Raw genomic sequence first — 26,080 nt, 5'->3', positions numbered from 1 at the left:
CGTGCTAATCTAGATGTTCCAAGATATATATATTGTTTGAATATAATTAATTCCTGTATCCAAAAAATTGATCAATTTATATATTTAAGGGGCAGGTTTGAGTTTTGGATATTTAAAGAACGTGGAGAAATGCTTAAAAGCTAGCCCTTGTAAAAGTGATAGGAACAATCCCCCTTACTTTTATGAGGGCATCTTTCAATAAAATTTTAATCAGCTAATGTAATAATTCCTAACTACTTATATGATTCTTGGGGAGATAGATTCCATTAAGATAGATTCAATATTTTCTTAATCTTATCCAAGTGTTCCTTAGGGCAATTTGCTATTATTCTTTCTAATTTGGAACCCCTGATATCACTTGGTTTAAGGTATTCTGTTAGATTTAATCTATGAGGGTTTCTATCATAAAATCTTTTTATAGTTCCATCCTCAAAAAATGTATAATCATCATCAAGCCCATTCACGCCTGCATATACCGTGCATATTTCTACTGACATAATAGTTTGTTCTAAGTTTATAATTTCCTTTTTAATTCTTTAATTAAGTGCTTATCATTTGCCATAGCATATGCCCTTTTGTAGTCTAAATCATCGAAATTATCTTTTCTGCTAAATCCTTTGCCGTAAATTCCAAATCCGAGTCCAATTTGTTTTTCTTCATATGATTTCAAAATTAGTCTTACAGTTTCATTTAATAAAGTATAATCATAGGCTATTTTGGCAATATCCCTCGTCTTCAAAAATGAAATTATATATCTATGTATTACCCTGTTTCTTAAATTATATAGATTATTTAATTCTTTAAAGATTTCTTCATTTATAATACTAATTTCAAATGCTTTCTCATAAATCTTCCTTTCCATAATTCCTTTCTCGTTTTCACCTTGAAATAAATATTTAATTTCGATATCATCGGTCTTATTTATAAGCTGTTCATGCAAAATTATCGTCAATCGTAAGTAAGCATCAATTTGGTTTGATAGAATAGCAACTAATTCAATATAAGAATTCGACTTGTATGCTTTGTTTAATAAATCATGAGAGCCAATCAGTGAGCTAATAAAATTGTCGTATTTATTTAAATCCGAAGCGTGTTTTCTATCAGATTTTGGTATTACCCGAATGGACTTTAAAACTTTTTCTGAATGATTAATCTGCTCAATTAATCTTTTATTCTTTCGATTAGCAATTAATGAAATAAATTTTGACATGCACAATAAATCATCTACCTGAGCGTAAAATATTATGACATCAAACTCTTCATCATTTATTTTCGTCATTGCCCATTCAAGTTCAGCATTACTTTGTTGAATTGGTAAATTCGGGTTTATTCCTTTTTCAGACAAAGGATAGCAACTAATTTGGAAGCAGCCAAATGATTTTTCATATGGTTCGAAACTAAAAGGTGATACTTCTTCTACATCCTCAAAAACAATGTTTTTGTACTGCCAATCGACTGGGATATTCATTATGAAATTTCCATTTGGTTCTGTCCAATGTTTCATTCTTAAGGCTTTAGAAATTTAAACTCATATTGTTAACAATATAATCAAGATCCGGAACAAACGCAATATATTAAAAGTGTATTTACTTTTAAGAGGCTACCTTCCAATTAGAAATTTAAATTAGCCTGGGTGAATAACCCAAGCTAATAATTTTCACATCATTCCATCATCAGCAAAACTGTAGTAATTATCATTGGAAATTACTAGATGATCCCACACAACAATCTCTAATAATTTACCGCCGTCTTTTAATTGATTAGTCAATCTAATATCTGCATGGCTAGGCTTTAGATTTCCACTAGGGTGGTTATGTGATATTATTATTGATGACGTATTGGCTTTTAAGGCTATTGAAAATATAATTTTAGGATCAAGGATTGTTCCACTTACACCGCCTGTTGATATGTCTACAATTCCTAGAACTCTATTTTCTCTATTCAATAAGATCATTTTACTCTGTTCTAAGAACTCGATTTTACCTAAGTCCCATTGCCGCATTAGCAAATCATACGCTTGCTTAGACGATGTAATTTTAGGTCTTTCAGATGCTTTGTAATCTGGTTTGTAGCTTACTTGTACTTCGGCTATCTTGAATGTTTTTTGTGCCATAAAATATTTAATTAATTATGGTACTTGATCAAGCTTTCAACCCAACTAAATCAAGAAGCAACGGAATAAATGGATTGTGTATCAGGTGGTGCGTTTATGCCGGAATTTCTTGAAATGTGTTGAGGAGACAAGGTTATTTTTGTTATATAATAAATTATCAAAGATTAATTAAATAATTTTTACATCTTACACCTATTCTTAACGCAACTCAATAAAACAATCATGAATATTTCTGAATTTATTTCAAACTATCATAATCATCCCGTATTATTTATTGGTACAGGTATTAGTCTACGATATCTTGAAAATTCCTACACATGGGATGGCTTATTAGCCAAAATATCTTTTGATGTTAAAGAGAATGATGAATTCTATCTTGACGTTAAATCATCTTGTCAAGAAAACGGACGCTATAGATTTGATAAAATAGCGTCAATTATTGAAGAAGAGTTCAATAAAGATTTGAAAGCTAATAGGAATGGGAAATTCAAAAACATTAATGACATCTTTTATGAAAAGATGCAGAATAACATTAATCTCAGCAGATTTAAAATTTATATTGCCCAAATCTTTTCGAAATTTCATATTCGACCCAATATGGAAGAAGAGTTAAATGAATTTAGGAAAATTCGTAAAAATATTGGATCAATAATTACAACCAATTATGACAATTTGATTGAAAGCACTTTCGAATTTAATAAACTAATTGGTAATGATATTCTGTTAAGTAACCCTTATGGATCGGTCTATAAAATCCATGGTTGCTCATCTGATGCTGGAAAGATGATAATAACTGCTGATGATTACAGGAATTTTATTGAAAGCTACGAATTAATCAGAGCCCAGTTACTCTCATTGTTTATTCATAATCCTATTATATTTATGGGATACGGAATTGGAGATGAAAACATTAAAAGTATTCTCAAAACAATTTTTACTTATATCGAGCCAAATTCTGATCAGGCAAAAAAAATAAGGGGAAACTTTCTTCTTGTAGAATACGACAGTGGATCCGATTCTACTGAAATAGTTGAGCATGACATCGATATGGAGGGATTTTCTACAGTGCGTATTAATAAGCTCAAAACTGATAATTTTCGAGCAATATATGATGCGCTCTCAAGTTTACAGTTACCTGTGTCAGCTTTAGATATTCGAAAGGTACAATCTATAGTAAAAGAGATTTATTCTGGAGGAAAGATTTCTGTTAAGATAACCGAGGATTTAGATGAGGTTAAGAACTCAGAAAGAATTTTAGCGATTGGAACTAGAAAAACAATTACTTACACATATCTTACAAGTCAAGAAACTTTATCGAGCTATTTCAAGATAATCGATGAATCCAATTCTCAAGCTTTATCATTCATCGATAAATATTCAATTTCCGCTAATCAGTATTTTCCCATATTTGGCTTTAGTGCTATAAATAATCAAATATTGATTGCTGAGAAATTGAAGGAACAACAGATAGCAAAATTGGAGACGATGCAGCAAGCCATCGCTATTCAATGTCAAAAAAAACATGAAACTATTGCAGAAATTGTCGCTGACACTTCAATAGCAAATAGTAGTAAGGACAACGCTATTTTTTGGTGTACCATGGATGGTCACTTATCTTTAGATGATGTCGAGTCATATCTCCGGAATTACCCAAATAAGAAAGGTTCAAATTTTAGAAAAATACTCTCAGCATATGATTATAAAAAATACGCTCATTAGATCTATGCATTCGCAAATTAGATTAAAATGTCAATTGTTAAAAATTGCATTCCTAACAATTTATGTAATAACCAATTCATTTCGAAGTCTATCACAATCACGCCCATTTTCGCTAAAATCGTCACAGCTTCCGTATTAACCATCTGTTAGCTTCTGAGAGTTGTTAAGTGATATCCAAAAATTTAATCATTTCCTTTATTTAAGGAGAGCTTTTCGATTTTGGATAATCTGTACCATTCATTAGGCTTTGTCCCCCCTCCATAAAAAAAATAGGAAAAGTAAGCAATATCTAAAAGGAATTACTTTCTATTGGATGCGAAATTTCGTCTTTAGTATTCTAATCTTTTACAAAAGTGCAGATTTATTCATCTCGATTTCACATCAATTTGAATGTGGTATTTATTTAGTAATTAACTTACTTTGATGAGAGAAGTATGATCTCGATTTTTCTTACAATCCTACAGCCCTAGCAAGGTCATTTTTAGTTTAGCAGGGATGACGTTTTGTTCTGCGACCACTTTAAATGCCTTTTGGACATTTTCAATGTTTTTTTTCATTATTACTAATTTTGGTTCCGCCACTACCTTTACACCTAAACATGAGTTTTGCACGGCTCTCTCTAGGTTTTCATGAAAGGTGCTATAAGAATCAATGCTTCCACCGATTTCACGTATTATCGATTCATATTCGGCAACAAAAAATTTGATCTGTTCAATATGGTATACTATGTTATCGTCCTTATCTGTTGATGATGCAACGATACCAATTGATGTAGTATCGGAAAGTATTGAATTGAACAATTGCTCCCTTTTGGGTTTAAGGAAATCTGATGCATTTAAGTTTTTTTGTGTAGAATACTGCGTATAACCGTCTTTGAAATCTATAGTATTAAGATATAAATCAAAAAACTCTTTTACACCTGCATTGTATTTGTCAATTTTATCTCTTAAGTAGAGAATTCTTTGCACCGAAACCTTATAATTATCGTCAGTTGCTGAAGTAAAATCGAGAACACATGTCATTTTATTAAATTCATCAATTCCAAATTTTCGTTTATCATTGTATTTAGCAATAAAAAATGATGCTATTGACAATCCATTAGTAACCAATGGATTACTCATGAATGGTAAACTCGTAGTTAAATTTGATAAGTTTGAAGTGATGTCAGGAATAGGTTTTTTGTCCTTTAAAGAATTAAGGCTGTTTGAAAGCGAAGATGTAAATTCTGGAAAATTAGCAGGATTGACTAACGCCGAGAAATCATTTTGCATTACCAATGTTTGGTATGAAAGATTAAAAGAATTTGTCTCTCTAACTATATGATTTAAAATTTCTTCGCCTGCGATGTATCTGTTTTGCAATGCGGCAATATCATTTTTAAACTTGATAATATTTGCGGATTTTAAACTCTTCGGGATGTTTAGATTAGTAATTCTCGCTTCGAGATCTTTGATTTTTTTATTGCTTATCGAGTCGTTATATTTTATACTACGCTCAAGGACTAATAATTTATCTAAGTTTAGCGTTAGCACTTTCGATGAATCTTGCTGTGCACTAGCCACGAAAATGATTGTCAATATCGAAAATAGAGAGAGAAAAGTTCTTTTCATATTAATTTAGTTTATAATATATTTAAAACTACTCAAATCACATGTTAATGGTTACGGAAATTCAAAACTGTACAAAAAATGTAAACTTGGTTTATCAGTCTCACCGCCTGCGAACTGAGAAAATATGTGAGAATCAGCAGTTGCGTAGCAACGGGATTCGATCTATGTTTTAACACAAGCGCAGCGCAGCATTTTCGATTACGCAGGTGAGCTGAAAAGTGGAATGCGATTAGATTTATCCAGGATGAAGCGAAGCAAATCCTAGATAAAGATAGAGAAAGCATTCATGAGGCAACCGATTTGCCAAAATTAAAACCATGACAATGCAAAGCAATGGCGTGTGTTTTAGGTGGCATTAGACTTGCCGAATACCGATCTTCCTACCTTATCCCACTGTCTTTTGCGAAGAACCACTAACAGAAAATTAAAGCATTGCCCCTCATAAAAATGCAGGATTGAATCCACAGCACCACATAAAGACTAAACCCTCCCTTTCTCGCTGTAAGCCACTAAATGAGAGAGGGAGGGAATTAGGATGCAGTTAAATTTTATCGACTTCTACATAGCTCAAATAGCCAATATGACCATGAACTGGATGATCTACACCAATCATAGACTCTGAACTGCCATCTGAAACAATTCTCAAATATTTATTCTCAAGGTTATTCTTAATGTGAACTATTATCTGGCGTTGCATTAATTGAGTTCTATAATTGTTAAATATATAATAACCGACGTTTCCTAGATTGTCATCCTCAAAATCTAAATCAACTCCTTTATGAGATTTAACCAGAACACTCCATTTGAATTTAGATTTATAAGTTGGCCTAATCAATTTTGGAATTAAAGGCTCATCGTTTATGAGGGGCAGTTCTTCAATAGCTTTATTTACTCTCTTCTTTCCAAAAATGAAAAACGATATAATAACTGCAATTACAAACAGTGGGTAAAATAATAAGCTCGTATTAATTAGTTCTATTTGACCAGTTGGTTATTTCTGTATTTTTAGTTCCATCCTCTGAATAGATCTTTACTTGTTCTTCTTCTCGAATGCCAACATAAACAACGTTTTTAGTGAAGTCTACAACTATAATAAAATTGGTATCACTACAGTTGTGCTCTTGGCATCCCCAAGCAATAAAATTATTATTCTTAATATTAATTGGTGTTTCAACAGCCCAAGTGTTCTTCAAAAAAAAGAACCTATTTTTTAATAGGCTCTTTACTCTTTTGGATAAAATTGGGTCTTTTAATAGCTTAACGTCTTTAGGATAAGCTCCATTAAATTTTTTCAAATAACTTATAGATGGATAAATGACTCTTTGGTTGATGAAGGATTTATTACTTCCAAAGGTTAGGATAGTTATTATTAAGAACTTCGTTAACATATTACCTTTTATCAATATATTTTGATGATATGTCAATTGTAAATGCAGTATTAGACTTGCCAGATTCATTTCTAATCTTTTGCTCTGTTAGAAAGTAATCTAGATTAGGTTTACGTACTACGGCAGTATATGTCTCTTTTTTACCATCATGTTGGTCGGTAAATTCACCAGCCTTAGATTTAACTCTCATTTCCGCAATCATTTTTGTGAAATCACCCAAATGATAAAACAAATATCTAACAGAAAATTTATAACTTTCCCCATCTTCCTCAACCGTAAGAATATAATATTGTGGTTCTCCCATTTCAGTTGGGGCACTCCAATAATATGATTTTGTATAGCCATCAATCTCAGGTTTTTCTGACTTTAAAGTCCATTTGGTATTTATGGATTTTAACTGTGTAGAAATTTTCAGTAATGAGTTCCCTTTTGTTAACATCCAGCTATTAAAAAGAGAATTTTGCTGATTTAAAGTTAGAGTTTGTGAATAAGATGAAATAAAACTTGATAGGAGAACAATTATTATAAATAGTTTGCGCATATGTTTTATGTTTAGTAGTAATTTATTATTTGAAATTGGTATAATTTAAAGTTTCTATTGAGCGTTAAAGATGACTTTTCCGTTTAAATCTTTAATTGATATTAATTGAACGAATTCACCTTCGCGATATAATCTAAATATGCTACCATATGTAGCATGCTCTAAAATTTTGTTTTCCGAAAGCTGAAACGATGTAATCTGAGGTAAATCATCCCCCCGATAAATTAATTGAGAAAAGTTATTGGTACCTACTTGATGGCGATAGTATATTCTAGTCGACCCTTCTTTGGTAGTAGTAACATTGATAAGAGTAGTGCCGTAAATCCTATTATTATAGAATTCGTAACATCTACCTTTACGTATCTGTTTATTCGAAGTGTTATAAAGGAGTATAGTTCCATCTGGATCGATAAATTTATTTGTTAAGTTGGTTTTGTAAACTCTTGGGTGTCTATTGTCTCTGTCTTGAGCTTTCAAGATGCTTGAGAGAAAGATTAAATAGGTTATTAATAAACTGGATTTAATGAATAATCGAATTATTTTTTGAGAGTTCATATTTGTTTAGTTTTTCCGATCGTCCCAATTCGGTATTAGTAATGCGATGAGGTGGGACTTGCCTCAAAGATATTTGCTTGGAATTGGTAATAATTACGGCAAACCGTAAATGAAAAAAGCGCAGGACTGAGCTTAGTCTGCGTCTAAGAGGTTCTGGAAAAACCTGACAACAACAAACAAGTCAGCCTACGCTTTTGGCATAGGCGAAAACTTATCTGCTCTTGTTGTCTTTGTAATTTTCCAGATTTCTTAGACAAGAACTGATAGCTTACGCTAATATTTTAATTAAATTAATTTCTGCTTTTTATATCTAAAATTTTGATTGACGTAAAGATATAAAGGAGAATTAAATTAAAGCACATTGCTGTGCCTTAATTTTTAAGATTGTAAATGTTCTACAGTAAATAAACTTACAAAATCTGTTTCCCCCTCGACAATTCTCCTGTAAAAGAAGTTGTGAATGTCCATTGGCATATAATTAACCCTCATTGAATATTCAATGCTTTGTTTCCCTTCTAAAGATTCAGTGATCTTAAAAGCGCTCCTCAATAGCAAATTAGTTAATCCACTGCCAAACTTTTCAATTCCACTTTCATCAATCGAGATAAAGATGTACGATTTACCCTCCTTACTATTACTAATGGTAATGTTCCAGAAGAAGCAGATGTATTCTCGCACCAAATTGGTATTCTGTGGATCTTTGCAATGCTCAACAGAAATATGAGTCCTGTATTTAGTCAGTTCAAACTTCTTAAGCAAATCGGATGCAACATTCGTAATAGCTGTATAAGCTTGTTCAACTAAATCATTGTTCTGCTGTAGATCAGCATTTACTAAAACCAATTTCGTTTTAGTTTCTGTACGTGTTTTTGTTTTCATTTTTCTAAATTTTATGGTGTATAATCAATTGTTTTACTTTTTATGAGGGGTATTTTTCTCTGTATTGCTAAATTTTGGACATAAAAAAACCACGATTTCTGGTCGTGGTGCTTTATATTGGTTCAATAAGTTAGGAGTTGGTTATAGCTCAGGCTATAGCCTTATTAAGTATGATATTGAAAACGCTTTTTAGCTTTAAATTTATTTCGTTGGATTTTCAGTTGTCAGAGGTTCAGTTCTTGTTTAATTCTCTCTGATTTTTTTCGAAAAGATAGCCCTAATAAAAAGTAAGTAGCAAATTCTTTTTCCTTAATCGAAGTACGGGGCTACATTCTCTTAGTGGGGGCTTGAAAAAATTAGACATTTAAAAATTTTTTGGAAAATTTTATTTTTGACTTCCCACCTTTACTTTTATGAGGGACAAAACTAAAAAAGCACCAAATGAATTGGTGCGTAGTATCCAAAATATAAATGGAGGTGTTAAAAATAGGTATTATAATAATTTCGGATATTTTCATTAAGGCTTTATCGAAAGTATTTTCCAAGCATGCTTTTTTCCATCTGGAGTATCAATTGTGGTACTTTTAGCTTCGTAATATTTATGTATTTCTGTGGCTTTTACTTTGCTATTGTATCCAAAGTTTGAGTAAATATCTTCAATTGAATCTTTGCATTTAGTTTTAATTGGCATGTCTCCAACTACATATAAAGACTTTATGGCTTCTTTGAGATATGGATCATTTAGAATCTCTTCTTTCAGTAGTCTGTTTAATTCAGCCTTCATTTTAGCTAAATTGAAATCTAGCGTTTTCATTTTGGCGTAACCCAGTTTATCGTAGTATTTAGCTTGTTCTGGATAATCTTGTCTTAGCTTAAGGTATAATTCTTCATCAACATATGTAATTAAGTTGTTTTGTGGATTATCGTGAAAAAGCAAAAGACTACCTACGCATTCACAAAGTTTCGATTTACTAATTTCTTCATCTTCAAGTATATCAATAAAAGCATCATCAGCATCATATAATCTTTCGAGCACCTTTGGAATGAAGTAATTAGTGTCGGTGTAGGCTTTACCTAACAACCTAATCTTACGATAGTAGGATTTGATTTGTTGGTGAAGGTGGAAACTGTCGCAAGCAAAGTAGTTAATTGTCCTATCCTCATTGACGAATTTGTGAATATCTGTGCGTTCCATGGCTTGGTTTGCGGTTTCAACACCATAGCTTGTATTTATTCTATTTTTGATTTCGACTATCTCTTGATAGCATTCGTAAGATTCATCAATATATTTTGTAGCATCTTCTCTGGTTCTAAATTCAATGTCAGCATTAGTGTTGGTAATATGAATAGTTTTATTGACTCCATTTCTAAATCTTCCAACAATTTGTATGCAGTCGCTGTAAGGATCCAATAATGAAAAAGGTGCTCTGTGCAAGTCTGTAAGCATAATTACGGATGGTTTAATTTGTAACTTTATGTCAACTGCACTAAAAAACCTTGAAGTTAAAAAGTTGTACTTTTTTAATGTTTTTAGTTCTGATCCAGCACTTCTAAAATTCATTTTATTTCTTAGCTCTCGTACCTTTTCCTCTGAGCAAAATACCTTGCTATCCTTCTCTAGACCTAACTTTCTAATCAATTTGACACTTAATTTGGTGGAATTAACGAAAATAAATATTTGATCATCTTCATTTTCTTTAATGGCGTATTTAAGCGATGCACTGATGTTATTGGTGTGGATTATATCAATCTCTTTTTTGTAATCAAACTGCGGAACTACCTTAAGGATTTTAAATCCATTTTCTTCAAATCTAGGATCTGATGGCTTGAGTGGTGTTGCAGAAATCATAGATTTATCTTTGAATTTGAAGAAATCAATCAGTGGCGAGACTATTTTTCCACGGAAAAAGACTGTCTTAACTAACGAATCACATTCGTCGATAAGCATAAAGAAATCATTATATAAATCAAATGTTCCATTCTCCATTATGGCATCCCTAACTTTATATTTATATGCTTCAGGAGTACAGAGGATTTTTTTGAATTTGATAGTGCTGTCTCTTAAATATTCTTCTAGTTCAGCTTTACTCACATCTTCATAAACAATGAAGATTTCTGGATAGCTCAAGCTACCATCTTCCTCCTTTTCAGTTTTTTTTCCGATAAGAACTGGCGTGTTCGGTAGAAGTATTATGCTATGCCGCTTATATAATAGAGCTTCTCCATGCGTCGCACCGAGTCCGCATAATGTCTTATATATTATGAAATTTGATGGTGTTCCGTTCGTAAAGTCATCGTGTTGCGTGATATACTGCGTGGTTAGGTAGAGATTAGTAACTTCCATCTTCAACCTCCTTTCCACAGCTCATAGAATCAACATGAGCAATATTGAAATCCTTAATCTTGCGAGAAAATAACTTATTTATCTCCCTAGTATTAAATATTGGTTTTTGTTTTAATTCCCAATTTAGATCAAATGATGCAATGTTTGGTAGCCAAATAGCCTTGCTAACTTCTATCTCACAGTCTATTATGTTATTTGAGATTAATGGATTATCCCCTTTTTTAAAGGATTGAAGTTGAACGGTGACAATTAGATCGGAATAAGAATCTGATTTTCTTAATTTCCAATGAGCTTTTGCTATTGTTGAAATTTTACCAAAGCAGAAATCTTGATAAACAGAAATGATTTTGTAGTAACCTATTCTTGGACATAAGTCACTTCTTCCTTGTACTTTTTTAGCATTATAAAGAGCTAAAAAATCATCTGAGTTTTGCATTTTATCTGAGCGTTAATTTGATAACGCAATGCAAAAATCTTCAGGTTTTAGAAGGTGGGAGGCAACGGAAATTAGTTGTTATTTTTGACTTTTATATCTTTGTAAATCAGTTGTTTAGTCGTTGTGTTTTTGAAACATTGAGGTGATATAATCTTTGGGATCTGACTGAATAGTATGTCTGTTCAAAATATTAAGCGCTTCGAGGATATCGAAATAAAACTCTGCTCTTGCATCTGTTAATTTTACTCCATCTGGTGTATTAAGATGGGTATGGAGTTCTAGATATTTACCTACATATTTGCATAACTCAACATATTTTTTCCTTTTGAGAACTGAGGGGTTTTTATTTTTAAGCTTAGTTACTTTTTCTAGATTTGACAAATCTATTGGTGTGTTTGGATCTTCGTTATATTTATAGAACTGTTCTAAAAAAGTGTCCCCTAGTAAATGACGAGGGTAATTTCTAGCTTCGAACGCATCAAATATAAGCTGACACATCCATTTTGAAATTTCGTGATTTCTAATGTAGGCACTTTGAGTCTTAGGTTTGAAGGTTGTTCCGATATTTTCTTTAATGCCAATTTGAAAGTTTGGGTTATCAGTAGCCCTTTTAAAAGCTAAGAGAAACTCTGAAACTTCAATTGTATTTTGTAATTCCTCATATTGCATTTCTGCATCGAGCATCATATCACCTAGAATTTCGTCTTCCGTTAAAATAATGTATAGCAACTCATCCTTATGCTCAATTAGGTTATTCTTTTCAAATGTTTTGATGAGGCTGTCATGAATTTTATTATAATAAGATTCGGACATTGTTGATTCTAAATAAACACCAGTCTTTTGGTATCTAGCTATCATAGCTTTAGAAATATATGCAGATAATTTATCAAGATCGGGATTGAGGGTTATTTTTAATAACGAATCAGACATTATGCTTTAATTTAAGATGCCTAATATATTGAAGAAATATTTACCTGACTATTTATGAGGGTAGAAGTTTTGAGAATATCCAGAATTTAGTTTAATTCTATTATTTAAGGGGAAGGTTTAGAAAATGGATATTGTCTAGAACAAAATCCGATTGGTACTTTGGTTTTATAGATACTGAAATGGCTGAAGGAGTTTTACTAATTCTTTATAAGAGGCAAAGATCAAAAATCTGCGCCAGTAGATGCGCCAATAGGCTGTAGATTTATCAAGCAAATTCTATGTAATGGCAGAGAAAAGGTTATATTTGAAGTAAGCAGAAAATACTTTTAATGCGATAGAAAACTCACTCAGTGCACCCATAAACAAAAAAAGCCCATCTTTCGATGAGCTTTTAATCAGTAGCGGGGAGCAGGATCGAACTGCCGACCTCAGGGTTATGAATCCTGCGCTCTAACCATCTGAGCTACCCCGCCGGGTTAATATTTACTAAAAACGTAAATATCGATGTGGTTATTTTTAAGAGTTGCAAATATAGAATAAATATACATTCTATTAAAAAGAAATGTGAAAAATACTTTAAAGCGCTATTGCTCAGTAAATTTGAATGTTTTTGGTGGGTGGTTGCTACCATTTTAGTCCTTAGTGAGGGTGTTTTTTGAAGTAAATAACGCAACGAAGTGCATCATTTCGACGGATACTGCTAAATTAACCTATTTCTAGTCTTAGCCTATCATCAAGCCTATTGCTTACGGGATGTGCGGGGGTATTTCAGCTGGCCATTTGTGCTGATAAAAAGATTGATTACTCCCTGGAGTTACCAGGTCATCCCCAAGGTAACCTTGGCTATAGCTGATATTCGCCAATCCTTTACCTTTAGGTAATAAATGAGGTAACGCCAGAGTAAAGAATTGGTAAGCAAAGGGTTAACCTGGGGTTAACTTGGTGCCTAGAAAGGGTAAAGAAATGGTAAAGGATAGGTAAAGGAATTAGTCTGTCCAGAGTTGGAAGTCTTTAGTCCAGAGTCAATTAATCTCCCTGCGTTCGTCATCGTGGACTTGTTTCAGGATCTATTTACGAGGATAACATCAGTTTCATTATTCAATTAGAGACAATTAATCTATAAGCGATCTTAGTAAGATTGCTTCGTTCGATGAAAGATCGGCCTCGCAATGACGCAAGAGGGGGCTACTGGGCGGTAGCTAGGCCGCATCTTTTTCTTAACCATTTAAGACATATAAGGTTCATATAAGCTCAATCAAACTTAAATGGTCTAAAATTCCTTATATGATAAAAGAACTGTACGTCCGCTTTTTTATAACAGACTTAGTGTATTTTTTATCCCCCAGCTCCGCGACCTTTGTGCCTTCTCTCGGTGCGCTTTGTGGTTAAAAACATGGAAAATGTAAGATGGAGCTTTTAGTCCGAAACCAGTTAAGCGATTTAAACAATTAACCGATTAACCCCAACAAACCCAATAACCGCTGAACCAATGGTAAATGAACCAATGAAACACCGCCTGAAACCAATAAAAATTATATTGTTGCAGATATAGAATAAATTACCTTTCTTTAGAAAAATAATATTAAAAAATAGTCCGGAAATTATCCTGGTAGTGTACTAACATGGCAGAAAAGAAAAAATTTACACTAGAGTACGAAGTTAGATCGTCACCAAGAATATTGTATAGTTTTATAAGTGAGCCAAACGGCTTATCGCAATGGTTTGCGGACGATGTGAATTTCCGCGATCAGGTATATACTTTTACCTGGGATGATGAGCAGCAAAAAGCAAAACTGGTTTCCATTAAAGAAAATAAGCTGGTTAAATTTAAGTGGCTGGATGACGAACCTCAATGTTATTTTGAGATGGAAATTGTACAGGACGAACTAACCAATGATGTAGCCCTCTCCATTACTGATTTTACGACCGATGAGCTTCTTGCAGAGAAAAAATTAATCTGGGATAACCAGATCGATTATCTGATTAGCGTATTGGGTGCGTAATATTATCTTCGTATTGTTTACCTTTGTAAGGTGAAAAAAATACATCTTCTATTAATAAAAGCATTTGTGAGGCCATTCATAGCAACGTTTTTTGTTATGATGTTTATTCTATTAATGTTTTTTCTGTTTAAATGGATTGATGATTTAATAGGAAAAGGTTTCGAATGGTACACCATTTTGGAGCTGATGTATTACGCCTCGGCCGCCAACGTATCGATGGCGCTGCCACTATCGGTATTGCTTTCTTCCATCATGACTTTTGGTACACTGGGCGAAAATTATGAGCTGGTGGCTATTAAATCGGCGGGGATTTCTTTGCAGAAAGCCATGCGCCCCTTGTTTGTGGTGATTTTGATGCTCACCATAGCATCCTTCTTTTTTGCCAACTACATGTTACCCAAAGCCAACCTGAAATTTGGCTCGCTGCTGTACGATATCAGGAACAAAAAACTTTCATTTTTAATCAAACCAGGGGTTTTTAATAATGCCATTCCAGGTTATGCCATTCGTGTCGATTCAAAAGAGGAAGATGGTACCCTGCATAACATCATGATTTACGATCACCGGGAAAATAATGGGATTCCGAAGGTAATTCTGGCCAGAGAAGGCAAAATGAACAAAACTGCCGATGGCAGGTATTTAGTGCTTTCTCTTAAAAATGGCGTGCAGTACGAAGAGCAAGCTTCGAAAAACGGGATGTACAACCCACGACAGGTTTTTACGCGGAATCGTTTTAAAGAAACCTCACCGCGTTTCGATATGTCGTCTTTTGATGGCAATACCACCGATCCTAATGCTTTCGGAAACAGTACGCCTATGTTAAACCTAAAAGGGATTACCAAAAAACGCGATTCGCTGACCAAGCAGTTGGATACGATGAAAATGCGAACCATTGCCAACCTCACCAGCAACTTTAAGCAGTTTAATGTTACTAAAGGTTATACCAAGGTAAAAGTCGTACCGAAAGAGATTGATGATGTAATACTGAAGAATATCCCTAACGGATCGCGGAAACTGGCCCTTGATAATGCCAACAATACGGTGGCGAATATTATGCAGCACGTGCCCAACTGGGGCCCGCGCCAAACCGATTTAACCGGCGAAATTATTTTTGCCACGGTAGAGTACCAGCGTAAATTTACCCTGGCTGCATCTTGTATCCTGTTGTTTTTTATTGGTGCGCCATTGGGTGCCATTATTCGAAAAGGAGGAATGGGTTTACCCGTTGTGGTGGCCATTTGTTTCTTCCTGGTATATCATATTATTACCACGGTGGCCGAAAAATCAGCACGCGAAGGTAACTTGAACCCGATATTCGGGATGTGGATTGCCGTAATTGTTTTATCGCCTTTAGCGGCCTTTTTAACCTATAAAGCTACAGTAGATTCGGCCTTGTTCGATGTAAATTACTACAAACAACTCTTCCTTCAAGTGTTTAAAAAGAAGGAAAAATAGGCGCTTTTTCCTTTACTTACAGATGATATTTTAATCCAAATATTGCTCAATAAGGTTGTACATTTGTACGGGTTATTGTTTGTGCTATAAATTGATTTTAATACGTCTTACACACCATTTGCCCCATAATGTTTATAAAATGCAAACAAAATTAAACACAATAGAAGAGGCCATCGCAGATATAAAAGCTGGTAAAGTGATTATTGTTGTAGACGATGAGAATAGAGAGAACGAAGGTGATTTTTTAACGGCAGCCGAAAATGCAACGCCCGAGATCATTAATTTTATGGCTACTTATGGCCGTGGGTTAATTTGTGCACCACTAACAGAAGAACGTTGTAAAGAGTTAAACCTTAACCTGATGGTGGGTAAAAATACGGCAGCTTACGAAACTAATTTTACGGTTTCGGTAGATCTGGTTGGACATGGTTGTACCACAGGGATTTCGGCAAGCGATCGTTCTAAAACCATGCTGGCTTTGGTTAATCCTAAAACCAACCCTGAAGAGTTGGGCAGACCAGGACATATTTTTCCCTTAATTGCCAAAGATGGTGGCGTAATCCGCCGTGCAGGTCATACGGAGGCTGCGGTAGATTTAGCGCGTTTAGCCGGCATGAAACCTGCAGGTTTATTGGTTGAAATTTTAAAGGAAGATGGCGAAATGGCCAGATTGCCTGATTTATTTAAAATTGCCGAACAGCACCAGTTAAAAATTATTTCAATCGAAGATTTAATCGCCTACCGTTTAACCATTGATAGTTTGGTTAAACAAGAAGTTACCATCGATTTACCTACCGCTTGGGGCGATTTTAAAATGACGGCTTATACGCAGTTAGATAATAATGCTACACATTTAGCCATTTCTAAAGGCGAATGGAATGCCAACGAACCTATTTTAGCACGTGTACACAGCTCTTGTGTAACTGGCGATATCTTTGGGTCCTGCCGTTGCGATTGCGGTCCGCAGTTGCACAAGGCATTAGAAATGATCGAAAAAGAAGGCAAAGGTATAGTCGTATACATGAACCAGGAGGGTAGAGGCATCGGGCTAATTAATAAATTACGTTCGTATAACTTACAGGATGCAGGTTTCGATACAGTAGAAGCGAATATTAAATTAGGCTTTAAAGGTGATGAACGCGATTATGGCGTAGGTGCCCAGATCCTTCGATCAGAAGGGGTTACTAAAATGCGTTTAATGAGTAATAACCCAACCAAAAGAGCAGGTTTAATTGGTTATGGCTTAGAAGTGGTAGAAAACATTCCGATCGAAATTGCAAGTAACGTACATAACGAGCGTTATTTAACCACTAAAAGAGATAAAATGGGCCATTCGATTATGAAAGGATAATTCGGTTAACAGTCTGCAGTTGACAGTTTGGATTGTGCGAACTGAAAACTGCTAATTGAAAACTTATACAAGACCAACAGTTGAACAGGTGTTTGATTGTTGGTTTTTTTATGCAGATTTATTTGCCACGGAAGCACCGAAAACACGGATGTATATTATGCAGCTGTCATCTCGCGCTCGTCCCACTCAGGCGTCATTTCCACGGCGTTCGTCATTCCCAACTTGATTGGGAATCTCATCGTGCCATAAGCATTAAGATTCCCACCTGCGTGGGAATGACGCCGTTCTCTCCTTCCGCGTTCGTCCTCCTGATCCGATAGCTATCGGATTCATTTCAGGATCTATATTGTATGTAGATGTAAAGATTAATTCAAGACCGTAATGCAACGGCCATTAAGATTAGCTTCGCTGAGCACTTGGTGGTTGCCGCATGCGTGGGAATGACGACTACGCATGAATGAATGACCAATGAACCTCCTAACCCCTCAACCCTAACCCTTTACCTCCGTTGGTTCCCTTTACTCTGATTAATAATTGCTTCTTTATTAATCGATTTATTCGTTTTAACAGGTGCCTGGCTTTGTTTCCTTTTCAGGTTTCGGCGGTAAGCACCAGAAATTTTCTGAATAAACTCCTTAAATGTATCAAATTGCTGGGTGTATACCAAACCAAAAGAGGTTACATTTGCCGTTGAACTAATCCCACTGTTTAAGAATATACTTTGTTGCGTAGGTGGTTTATTTGCAGCCTTTACGGTTAAGCTTCCATCTTTTTTAATTAAGAAAAGTGCCTCAACTTCTCTGCCTACATTGTCTTTAGAGAAATCGATAACGGTAAAATCGTTCACACTGTTTCGATCTACAATACCCGCATTAATAATTAAACGATCGCTAAAGAACTTAAAAGATGCATTAGCCTCGCTCAAAGAGCGAACGTTCAAATCGACAAAATTTAAGTTTAATGAAGAAAGTACATTGTTAAACTGGTTAAATACCAACTCTGTAGCAGTACTGGTTGCGGTAGAGCTTAGCTGATTTCCGATCGATTCGCCACCATTTCCAGGGGCAAAACTTCTTCTGATGATTAAACTGAAAGCCTGCAGATTCAGGTTGTTCTGATCGCTGAAATAGGTTTGAAGTTCCTCTTTAATAGAAGGCTGTGCAGGGAAATTGATGTCTAGCTTAATATCTGGTTTTAACAGTAAACCCGTTAATCCCATCTCTACCTCAGTATTTACCCTTTGGTTGGCATTGCTGCTGGCATCGCGGTTGGCTGCTTTGTAAAGGTCGTTTAAACTTGCCCTCAAAGCATACACGGCTTTTAAGTTAATCTGTGCAGCAGTAGGATTACCCGTCCAGCGGATGGTTCCACCTTGCCTGATTTCGAATTTTTTATTGATTACCTCCTGGGCCGTAAAATCGAAACTTCCGGTCTCGATGATGTAATCGCCAGACATTTCAAAATCGCCAAAACTATTGATGTTTAAGTTTAGCTCGGCATTACCCTTGCCACTTAAATTACCCAGGGTAGTAAATATATTCGCTGTGGTATTCGGGTCGATCGTTAATTTGAAGGTTAGCGTTAGGCCATCAAAGTTGGTTTTTTTCTTTACCAACACAGTGGAATCTCGGCTTACAAAATTAATGAAGTCTTTATCTGATATGGTTTCAGAACTGTTTAGAGGAAGGTTAAACACGGTTCCTTTTTCCGTTTTCGCCTTAATATCGATTTTCATCTTATTGGTTGGCCCTGTAAACGTAAATACACCTGTGCCATAAGCGCGGCCATAGTATACAGAATTGTCTTTCGCGGTAGTGTTTAAGGCCATTAAACTGTTTGCATTTACCGTTACTTTTAATGTAGGATAGTTAATGTCGTTTAGATCTACGGAACCACGTGCTGTGGCTTCGTGACCTTCAAGGTCCTTAAGTTCAAAATCTCCGAGTTGAACTACGCTGTTATTTATTTCCACATCATCGGTAATTACATAAGTGGTTTTAAGGTAGTTTACCATCAGCTGTGCCTTATTTAACGATACATTTCCATTAATTTCAGGTTTGTCAAATTTACCTTTTATGGTTAAATCTGCTGAGATATTTCCTTTTAAATTGGATACCAGTTGTTTAACAAAAGGCTCGAGGATAGTAAGCTTGCTTTCATCCATTTTTACAGCGAGGTCAATTTCTTTTTCTTTTAGATCGAGATTTCCCGTTAGTTTAAAAGTCTCCGAATCGTCGGCCATAATGCGGGTAAATACATTGATTTTTTTGCTTTCGTTGCTGTACGATGAGGTATCGGTTAAAGTACCGATATAGATATCGTTAAAGTTTAATGAATCGATCTTTAAATCGTCGGTTACCCTTGGTGCTTTTAATACGCCATACAAGTCGGTTGTGCCGTTCAGGTTTCCGCCCAGTTTAACACCAAAACCTTTGGTAAAGGGGTTAAGGGTTTTGAGGTTAAAATCTTTAAAGCCAACACTGATTAAATCTTTAGGATCTTCCGAAATTAATCCATCGATGATGAGCTGTTGTTTCCCATTGGTTAAATCGAAGTTGCTGATTTCGGTTTTGCCGTTGTTCAGCACAATACGCACCTTCTCCTGTATGCGCCACTCTTCACTGTTGATTTTTAAGATTGAAGGCAATACGCTCAACCTGGCGGTGGTATCCTGGTTTTTGGTAAACTCTACCAAACCGTTTAAATCGAGCTGGTTGGCTTCATCGGCATTCGACATTTTTACGTTGAAGGCCAAACTATCATTCCGCAGAATGTTAGAAATGTTCACATCCTTAATAAATAAACTGTCGTTTATCTGCACCCGATCGGAAGTAACAATCAATTGAAGTTGCTGTGGTGTGGTGTTTTCATCGAGAATGATATTGTTTACCACAATGCCATTGTATTTTAGTTTCTTAACAAAGCCGTTTAACGTTGCGGTATTGTTGCGCGAATCGAAATCGCCTGTTAATGTAGCACCTTCTTCTAATTCTAAACCTGGCAGAAATATCTGTGCAAGTGGTTCGAATTTTTTAACCTTTAAGTTAAACTGAAAAATCTGGTTCTTGTATTTTATAATATCGGCCTTTAGCGAAGGGATATACGTTTTGGCGATGGCTTTGTAATAAGAAACAATAGAATTTAAATCATATTCACCTTTAATGCTGGCATCTAAAATATCCGACCGGATATCCAGTATTCGGCTGGTACCGGTGCCGTTGGCCATTAACTGTACAGAATCTACGCTGTAAATGCCTTTCAGGTTTTGCAGCCTAATTTCTTCGATTAATAATTTGCCCGATATATTGTTCAGGTTGGTGCCCGAGAAATTGGTCGTAAATTTAGCATCAACCTGCAACGAATCTTTCAAAAGCTTTAAAGCCTTTAATTTTGCTTTAGAAATAGTGGCATTAAAGTTAAATACAGGCAGTTTAGGATTCAGGTTTACCCCACCATCAAATACCAGCTTAACGTTGCGGTCGTTAATGCTCAGCTTACCATCGAAATATTTTTTGTTAAAAGTTCCATCAATCTTCACATTGTGGTAACGGTAGTTGTTAAAATCGATATAGTCTATATCGCCGTTTATCTTCTCGGTAAGCTCTTTAAGCTCCGTGCCACGCCCTTTAACATATAAAGAAGAGCTGATGCGGCCAAGGCTTTTTTCGTCAATCAGGTTACCAAGGTTAAAATCGTAGGTTTTTACGTTCCCGGTATAAGATGGAACATCGTTTTTATCGATTTTCATGTTCACATCTGAAACGATACGGCCAAGCTTGGTTTTAAATTCGCCATAAGCAATAAAGTCGTTCTGGAAACCAGTAAAACTTCCATTAAAGTTAATGTTGCCAAATTTATTTACAATTACCGGAACAATTTTCTTCTTGCTGTTAGTAATACCCGCCAGCACTTCATCCAGATCGGTTTTATTCGTTCCCGCCATTTCAATGTTGAGGTCCATAAAGGTTTCTTTCCACTTCGGCAGTCCCTTTAAAATAAAATCTCCCTTAATGTGTGTGGCTTTTCCTGTTCTTAACGATAGTTTTTTGGCTTTAAGGTTATTCACTAAACCTGTAATCTGGCCGTCAACATCCAGGTCGAGTTTCATGGTGTTTAGTTCAGGCGCAAAGAAAGCTATATCTCTTGAGTTAATATGGCTATCTTTAAAAATAGCTTTCATCCGCACATTATCTACATAGTGGTTAAAATCTTTATAGCTTTTAAACCGCATTTGGAAGTAATTGGTTAAACGACTCTGATTGGTTTCGAGCAATAAGTTTTTCAGCTCGATAGCATTACTATCTATTGTGGTTTGGGCGGTTAAGTTTTTAAGGTAAAATCCGCTCCGCTCTTTAAAAGTTAAGTTTTTGATATTGGTTTTAATCAAATGGGTTTTGGTATCGAGCCCTTCAAAAATTCCGCTCAACTCTTTAACACTTACATTTTCGAAGTTTACACTTTTGCCTTGAGTAGTATCTTTTGCCCGGTAATTGATATACCTGAAGGCGAATTTATTTAAAATAATGCGACCAATATTGATGTCGTATGGCTTACTTTTCTTTTTCTTTACCGTGGGTTTACCAGAATCGAAGTAGTTGATGATGAAATCGAGGTTAGAAGACTTATCTTTGAAATCCTTTAGGAAAAACTGGCCATTGTTAATTTGAACGGTGTTGATATCGATAATCTTTTTCTCAATGGATAATTGATTAATATCGACCATAAATTGTGGCGTGCTCAATAAAGTGTCTTTCTGTAAATCTAATATCAATAAATCTTCCAGTACGATAGATTTAAAAGGCTTGATGTATAGACTCTTGATGGAGACGGTAGTTTTAAGCTCTTTTGATAAGTATGCGGCAGCTTTCTGCGCAAAATAAGTTTGAACAGGCTTAAATTGTAGCGAAAAAATAACAAGCGCAAGCAGCAAAATTATTGATGCGATTACCCAAAGGAGTATTTTAAATAGTTTTTTAATAATTTTGCAGCTTAAATATTAATAATTTGTCTGTTATACTTGCTATCGAGTCTTCTTGCGATGATACATCCGTTGCTATTTGTAACAACGGCAAAATTACTGCCAATGTTATTGCAAACCAAACAATTCATCAAAATTATGGTGGTGTTATACCTGAATTAGCTTCAAGGGTACATCAACAAAATATTGTGCCTGCCGTACAACAAGCTTTAATTAATGCTAAAGTTACAAAACAAGACATTAATGCCGTAGCTTTTACACGTGGCCCTGGTCTTTTAGGATCGTTACTGGTTGGTGTTTCTTTTGCAAAATCTTTTGCATTAGCTTTAAATATACCTTTAATTTCTGTCAATCATATGCATGCGCACATATTGGCGCACTTTATTGATGATCCTAAGCCAAATTTTCCGTTTATCTGTTTAACCGTTTCTGGCGGGCATACACAGATTGTGCTGGTAAAAGATTACTTTGATATGGAAATTGTTGGCGAAACATTAGACGATGCTGCGGGCGAAGCTTTTGATAAAACCGCTAAATTACTGGCCTTGCCTTATCCTGGCGGACCATTAATTGATAAACATGCACAGCATGGAAATCCTTTGGCCTTTAAATTTGCCGAACCACAAATTGCCGATCTGAATTTTAGCTTTAGCGGTTTTAAAACTTCTATCCTGTATTTTATCAGGAAGCAGGAAAAAGAGAATCCTAATTTTATTGCCGAAAATTTAGATGATATTTGTGCATCGGTTCAACGTAGTATTGTGCAAATTTTGCTGAACAAGTTAAAGAAAGCAGCAAAACAATACGGAATTAATGAAATTGCTATTGCAGGAGGTGTTTCGGCAAACTCTGGTTTAAGAAATGGCCTGCAACAAACTGCCGATGAACTGGGTTGGAAGATATATATCCCAGCGTTTCAGTATTGTACTGATAATGCTGGTATGATTGCCATTGCGGGTTACCAGAAGTACCTGAAACAGGATTTTGTAGGGCAGGATGTTTCGCCAATGGCGCGGATGGAGTTTTAATTTTGGTTCATTGGTCATTGGTTCATTAGTCAATAGTTAATTGTCTAAACTGATTAGTTGGTTACCACTTAGTGAGCGTCATCCTGAATTTATTTCAGGATCTTTGTTTTCTGTGCTTCCGTAAAGATTGAAAACCGGCAAAAAAACTGCCAACTGAATAATTGTTTAAATTGAATTTTACATATGACTGGAGCATCGTTAATATTTTGGATTGTTTGTGCGGTACCGCTAATCGGTATTTTATATTGGTTAATTAGAAATGATAAAAACAAACTGAAGGGGAGTTGGGGGGTAATTATCCTGGGTGCTTTGGTTATTGCTGCACTTTTGGTGATTGTATATGTAACCAAAGATTTTAGCGCTATTTTTAGTCAAAACTAAATAGCTGTGCTTTTCAACAAAGGCTTGTTCTATTAAATAAGTATAATGTATAAAGCAAAACGCCCTGCTAAATAATTTTAGCAGGGCGTTTTAATATTGTAGAATTTAAGGTCGGCTTATTTCTCAGCCAATTTATCGCCAGTTACTTCAGCTTTAATTTTAACTTCTAATTCTTCCGCCAGTTCAGGGTTGTCGCTTAACAATTGTTTTACGGCATCTCTACCTTGACCAAGTTTTGTATCTCCGTATGAATACCAAGATCCTGCTTTTTTAATGACTCCAAAATCAACACCTAAATCAACAATTTCTCCGTTTTTAGAAATGCCTTCACCAAACATCACATCAAATTCTGCGATACGGAAAGGAGGGGCTACTTTATTTTTAACAATTTTTACTTTAACACGGTTACCAGAAACTTCGTCAGAATCTTTGATCTGTGAAATACGACGAATATCTAAACGTACTGATGCATAAAATTTCAAAGCATTGCCACCTGTTGTGGTTTCAGGATTACCAAACATTACACCAATTTTATCACGTAACTGGTTAATGAAAATGCAACAACATCCGGTTTTAGAAATCGTTCCGGTTAATTTACGTAATGCCTGACTCATTAAACGGGCATGTAAACCCATTTTACTGTCGCCCATTTCGCCTTCAATTTCACTTTTAGGAACTAAAGCCGCAACAGAGTCAATTACAATTACATCAATAGCGCCCGAACGGATTAAGTTATCGGCAATTTCTAAGGCCTGCTCACCATTATCTGGTTGAGAGATTAAAAGGTTATCCGTATCTACACCTAGTTTCTTCGCATAGAACTGATCAAAAGCATGCTCTGCATCGATAAAAGCAGCAATACCACCTTGTTTCTGTGCTTCGGCAATAATGTGCGTAGCCAATGTTGTTTTACCAGAAGACTCTGGACCATAAATTTCGATTACACGACCTTTTGGCACACCGCCTATACCTAAAGCAATATCTAAACTGATTGATCCGGTAGAAATAAAATCTATCGGCTCAATAGCAGAATCGCCAAGTTTCATGATGGTACCTTTACCGTAAGATTTCTCTAGTTTATCTAAAGTAAGTTGTAAAGCTTTTAATTTATCTGGATTTGCAGTGCTCATTTCTTTTTTCATTGATTGCGTAAATATAATTGATTATCGGCTAATATACTTAATTGTTGATATTTATAATACTAAAATATTTAGCTAAGGTAAATGTTTTTTAGCTAATTTCAATAGTAAATTGAAAATAATTTTTTAAGCTTTTAATTTATCTCTTTCGTTTTGGGCGGTTAGGCGTTCGAAGTACCTGCACATGTAGGTAATTTCGCAAACATCGCATTTGGGGTTTCTGGCCACACAAACATAACGTCCGTGCAGAATAAGCCAGTGGTGTGCAATATGGATATCGTGTTCGGGAAGGTTTTTAACTAAATCTTTTTCAACCGCCAATGGGGTTTTGCCGTTAGTTAAACCCAAACGGTTGGCCACACGGAAAACGTGGGTGTCAACCGCCATTGCCGGTGCATTGTAAATTACCGAGGCAATTACATTGGCCGTTTTTCTGCCAACGCCCGGCATTTTCTGCAGATCGTCAATATCAGATGGTACTACATCTTTGAATTCGTTAACGAGGATATTTGCCATGCCCACTAAGTGTTTTGCCTTATTGTTGGGGTAGCTGATGCTTCTGATGTAATCGAAAACAATATCGGGTGTAGCTTCGGCCAAAGCTTTGGCATTAGGGAAACGTTGAAAAAGGGCAGGGGTTACCATATTTACCCTTTTATCGGTGCATTGTGCTGAAAGGATTACCGCCACTAAAAGCTGATAGGGATTATTATAATGTAACTCGGTTTCTGCATCAGGCTGCTTGGCCGAAAAATGTTCTACAAAAAGTTTGTAGCGTTCTTTTTTAAGCATGTGCAAATATAGGTTAAAGATGGAAAATGTACTATGGGAAATGTAAAACTGCGATTTGTCATCCTGAGAAATAATTAATTTCATAAAGATCAATATAAATGATGTTAAAATATCAGTTGGTATATAATTCCCCTCTTTTAGCTAATCTTTACACACATCTTTGTGTTCCATTACTTGTGCATAAACTATAAATTGTTGGTTGAATTTATCTAACCCCTCTTTGATTGTGATATATCCTGGTGGACCATGAGATTTATATCCGCTCCATCCTGCCAGTCTAGCTAATAACCATGTGGCCCAAGCCAGGGTTTGCTTTTTGTATGGATTTTTCTGTAATTCTGTGCCTCCTTCCACTCGTTGTCTTACCATATCTAGATAATCTATTTGGTTCGAACTGAATACATCTGCTGCCTGCATCGATTCATCTTTCAGCCCAAG

19 protein-coding genes, 1 tRNA gene and 1 pseudogene are annotated in these 26,080 nt (G+C 35.2%); 6 read left to right on the top strand and 15 right to left on the bottom strand.

What is annotated here, in order from left to right; genetic code table 11:
- Positions 1 to 266: 266 nt before the first annotated feature.
- The 3 genes from EZ456_RS23845 to EZ456_RS23835 form a co-directional block, all read right to left on the bottom strand.
- Positions 267 to 497, bottom strand: a complete 231-nt coding sequence (locus EZ456_RS23845) for a hypothetical protein (protein WP_131534544.1) — start codon at positions 495 to 497, stop codon at positions 267 to 269.
- A gap of 17 nt (positions 498 to 514) precedes the next feature.
- Positions 515 to 1,504 (bottom strand): hypothetical protein, encoded by a 990-nt coding sequence (locus tag EZ456_RS23840; RefSeq protein ID WP_131534542.1) that lies wholly within the window; start codon positions 1,502 to 1,504, stop codon positions 515 to 517.
- Positions 1,505 to 1,657: 153 nt separating this feature from the next.
- Complete coding sequence (locus EZ456_RS23835; protein ID WP_131534540.1) at positions 1,658 to 2,113, bottom strand: JAB domain-containing protein; 456 nt, start codon at positions 2,111 to 2,113, stop codon at positions 1,658 to 1,660.
- A 222-nt stretch (positions 2,114 to 2,335) separates the two neighbouring features.
- Between EZ456_RS23835 and EZ456_RS23830 the strand changes: the two genes are divergently transcribed.
- A complete protein-coding gene (locus EZ456_RS23830) occupies positions 2,336 to 3,832 on the top strand; it encodes an SIR2 family protein (RefSeq protein WP_131534538.1) in 1,497 nt (498 codons plus the stop codon).
- Between the two features lie 458 nt (positions 3,833 to 4,290).
- On the opposite strand, the gene EZ456_RS23825 is transcribed toward EZ456_RS23830, so the two are convergent.
- From EZ456_RS23825 to EZ456_RS23790, 8 genes are all read right to left on the bottom strand, one after another.
- On the bottom strand, positions 4,291 to 5,442 hold the full coding sequence (locus EZ456_RS23825) for a hypothetical protein (RefSeq protein WP_131534536.1): 1,152 nt from the start codon (positions 5,440 to 5,442) through the stop codon (positions 4,291 to 4,293).
- Positions 5,443 to 6,407: 965 nt separating this feature from the next.
- On the bottom strand, positions 6,408 to 6,737 hold the full coding sequence (locus EZ456_RS23820; protein WP_205945162.1) for a hypothetical protein: 330 nt from the start codon (positions 6,735 to 6,737) through the stop codon (positions 6,408 to 6,410).
- Between the two features lie 94 nt (positions 6,738 to 6,831).
- Positions 6,832 to 7,371, bottom strand: coding sequence for a hypothetical protein (locus tag EZ456_RS23815; RefSeq protein WP_131534532.1), 540 nt, complete (start codon positions 7,369 to 7,371; stop codon positions 6,832 to 6,834).
- A 933-nt stretch (positions 7,372 to 8,304) separates the two neighbouring features.
- Positions 8,305 to 8,805: a hypothetical protein gene (locus EZ456_RS23810; protein ID WP_131534530.1), complete on the bottom strand. Its 501-nt coding sequence runs from the start codon at positions 8,803 to 8,805 to the stop codon at positions 8,305 to 8,307.
- Between the two features lie 517 nt (positions 8,806 to 9,322).
- Positions 9,323 to 11,149 (bottom strand): DEAD/DEAH box helicase family protein, encoded by a 1,827-nt coding sequence (locus EZ456_RS23805; protein WP_131534528.1) that lies wholly within the window; start codon positions 11,147 to 11,149, stop codon positions 9,323 to 9,325.
- Positions 11,136 to 11,585: a hypothetical protein gene (locus EZ456_RS23800; protein ID WP_131534526.1), complete on the bottom strand. Its 450-nt coding sequence runs from the start codon at positions 11,583 to 11,585 to the stop codon at positions 11,136 to 11,138. Before EZ456_RS23800 ends, EZ456_RS23805 begins: the two co-directional genes overlap by 14 nt.
- Before the next feature lie 114 nt (positions 11,586 to 11,699).
- Positions 11,700 to 12,515 carry a hypothetical protein gene (locus tag EZ456_RS23795; RefSeq protein WP_131534524.1) on the bottom strand — a complete coding sequence of 272 codons (816 nt, stop codon included), beginning with the start codon at positions 12,513 to 12,515 and terminating at the stop codon, positions 11,700 to 11,702.
- A 399-nt stretch (positions 12,516 to 12,914) separates the two neighbouring features.
- Positions 12,915 to 12,988: transfer RNA gene (locus tag EZ456_RS23790), tRNA-Met, on the bottom strand.
- 1,149 nt (positions 12,989 to 14,137) lie between these two features.
- On the opposite strand from EZ456_RS23790, the gene EZ456_RS23785 reads away from it, so the two are divergent.
- The 3 genes from EZ456_RS23785 to EZ456_RS23775 all read left to right on the top strand — a co-directional run bounded on the left by EZ456_RS23785 (position 14,138) and on the right by EZ456_RS23775 (position 17,324).
- Positions 14,138 to 14,518, top strand: coding sequence for an START-like domain-containing protein (locus EZ456_RS23785; RefSeq protein WP_029278206.1), 381 nt, complete (start codon positions 14,138 to 14,140; stop codon positions 14,516 to 14,518).
- A gap of 30 nt (positions 14,519 to 14,548) precedes the next feature.
- Positions 14,549 to 15,973: an LptF/LptG family permease gene (locus tag EZ456_RS23780; protein ID WP_131534522.1), complete on the top strand. Its 1,425-nt coding sequence runs from the start codon at positions 14,549 to 14,551 to the stop codon at positions 15,971 to 15,973.
- A 139-nt stretch (positions 15,974 to 16,112) separates the two neighbouring features.
- Positions 16,113 to 17,324, top strand: a complete 1,212-nt coding sequence (locus EZ456_RS23775) for a bifunctional 3,4-dihydroxy-2-butanone-4-phosphate synthase/GTP cyclohydrolase II (RefSeq protein WP_131534520.1) — start codon at positions 16,113 to 16,115, stop codon at positions 17,322 to 17,324.
- Positions 17,325 to 17,823: 499 nt separating this feature from the next.
- Here the strand turns inward: EZ456_RS23775 and EZ456_RS23770 are convergent, their stop codons facing one another.
- Positions 17,824 to 22,254 (bottom strand): translocation/assembly module TamB domain-containing protein, encoded by a 4,431-nt coding sequence (locus tag EZ456_RS23770; RefSeq protein ID WP_131534518.1) that lies wholly within the window; start codon positions 22,252 to 22,254, stop codon positions 17,824 to 17,826.
- Positions 22,255 to 22,328: 74 nt separating this feature from the next.
- Between EZ456_RS23770 and tsaD the strand changes: the two genes are divergently transcribed.
- Positions 22,329 to 23,330: a tRNA (adenosine(37)-N6)-threonylcarbamoyltransferase complex transferase subunit TsaD gene (tsaD, locus tag EZ456_RS23765; protein WP_131534516.1), complete on the top strand. Its 1,002-nt coding sequence runs from the start codon at positions 22,329 to 22,331 to the stop codon at positions 23,328 to 23,330.
- 183 nt (positions 23,331 to 23,513) lie between these two features.
- Entirely contained in the window at positions 23,514 to 23,711 is a 198-nt protein-coding gene (locus EZ456_RS23760) for a hypothetical protein (RefSeq protein WP_131534514.1), read from the top strand.
- Between the two features lie 116 nt (positions 23,712 to 23,827).
- Here EZ456_RS23760 and recA read toward each other — a convergent pair whose 3' ends face one another.
- The 3 genes and pseudogenes from recA to EZ456_RS25190 all read right to left on the bottom strand — a co-directional run.
- Positions 23,828 to 24,841, bottom strand: a complete 1,014-nt coding sequence (recA, locus tag EZ456_RS23755) for a recombinase RecA (protein ID WP_131534567.1) — start codon at positions 24,839 to 24,841, stop codon at positions 23,828 to 23,830.
- Between the two features lie 135 nt (positions 24,842 to 24,976).
- Positions 24,977 to 25,642 carry an endonuclease III gene (gene nth / locus EZ456_RS23750; RefSeq protein ID WP_131534565.1) on the bottom strand — a complete coding sequence of 222 codons (666 nt, stop codon included), beginning with the start codon at positions 25,640 to 25,642 and terminating at the stop codon, positions 24,977 to 24,979.
- A gap of 141 nt (positions 25,643 to 25,783) precedes the next feature.
- Positions 25,784 to 26,080 (bottom strand): annotated as a pseudogene (locus EZ456_RS25190) (hypothetical protein); the annotation flags it as partial.

The sequence above is a fragment of the Pedobacter psychrodurus genome (assembly GCF_004331735.1).
In the GTDB taxonomy this organism is placed as follows: domain Bacteria; phylum Bacteroidota; class Bacteroidia; order Sphingobacteriales; family Sphingobacteriaceae; genus Pedobacter; species Pedobacter psychrodurus.
This window is presented reverse-complemented; position numbering and strand designations above follow the sequence as displayed.

What these genes read in the sequence shown, in the direction of transcription:
- EZ456_RS23810 (WP_131534530.1), bottom strand. Translation starts at nt 8,805, where the DNA reads ATGAAAACAAAAACACGTACAGAAACTAAAACGAAATTGGTTTTAGTA.
- EZ456_RS23785 (WP_029278206.1), top strand. Translation starts at nt 14,138, where the DNA reads ATGGCAGAAAAGAAAAAATTTACACTAGAGTACGAAGTTAGATCGTCA.
- EZ456_RS23815 (WP_131534532.1), bottom strand. Translation starts at nt 7,371, where the DNA reads ATGCGCAAACTATTTATAATAATTGTTCTCCTATCAAGTTTTATTTCA.
- EZ456_RS23845 (WP_131534544.1), bottom strand. Translation starts at nt 497, where the DNA reads ATGTCAGTAGAAATATGCACGGTATATGCAGGCGTGAATGGGCTTGAT.
- EZ456_RS23775 (WP_131534520.1), top strand. Translation starts at nt 16,113, where the DNA reads ATGCAAACAAAATTAAACACAATAGAAGAGGCCATCGCAGATATAAAA.
- EZ456_RS23805 (WP_131534528.1), bottom strand. Translation starts at nt 11,149, where the DNA reads ATGGAAGTTACTAATCTCTACCTAACCACGCAGTATATCACGCAACAC.
- EZ456_RS23760 (WP_131534514.1), top strand. Translation starts at nt 23,514, where the DNA reads ATGACTGGAGCATCGTTAATATTTTGGATTGTTTGTGCGGTACCGCTA.
- EZ456_RS23800 (WP_131534526.1), bottom strand. Translation starts at nt 11,585, where the DNA reads ATGCAAAACTCAGATGATTTTTTAGCTCTTTATAATGCTAAAAAAGTA.
- EZ456_RS23840 (WP_131534542.1), bottom strand. Translation starts at nt 1,504, where the DNA reads ATGAAACATTGGACAGAACCAAATGGAAATTTCATAATGAATATCCCA.
- EZ456_RS23795 (WP_131534524.1), bottom strand. Translation starts at nt 12,515, where the DNA reads ATGTCTGATTCGTTATTAAAAATAACCCTCAATCCCGATCTTGATAAA.
- EZ456_RS23825 (WP_131534536.1), bottom strand. Translation starts at nt 5,442, where the DNA reads ATGAAAAGAACTTTTCTCTCTCTATTTTCGATATTGACAATCATTTTC.
- nth (WP_131534565.1), bottom strand. Translation starts at nt 25,642, where the DNA reads ATGCTTAAAAAAGAACGCTACAAACTTTTTGTAGAACATTTTTCGGCC.
- EZ456_RS23835 (WP_131534540.1), bottom strand. Translation starts at nt 2,113, where the DNA reads ATGGCACAAAAAACATTCAAGATAGCCGAAGTACAAGTAAGCTACAAA.
- recA (WP_131534567.1), bottom strand. Translation starts at nt 24,841, where the DNA reads ATGAGCACTGCAAATCCAGATAAATTAAAAGCTTTACAACTTACTTTA.
- EZ456_RS23830 (WP_131534538.1), top strand. Translation starts at nt 2,336, where the DNA reads ATGAATATTTCTGAATTTATTTCAAACTATCATAATCATCCCGTATTA.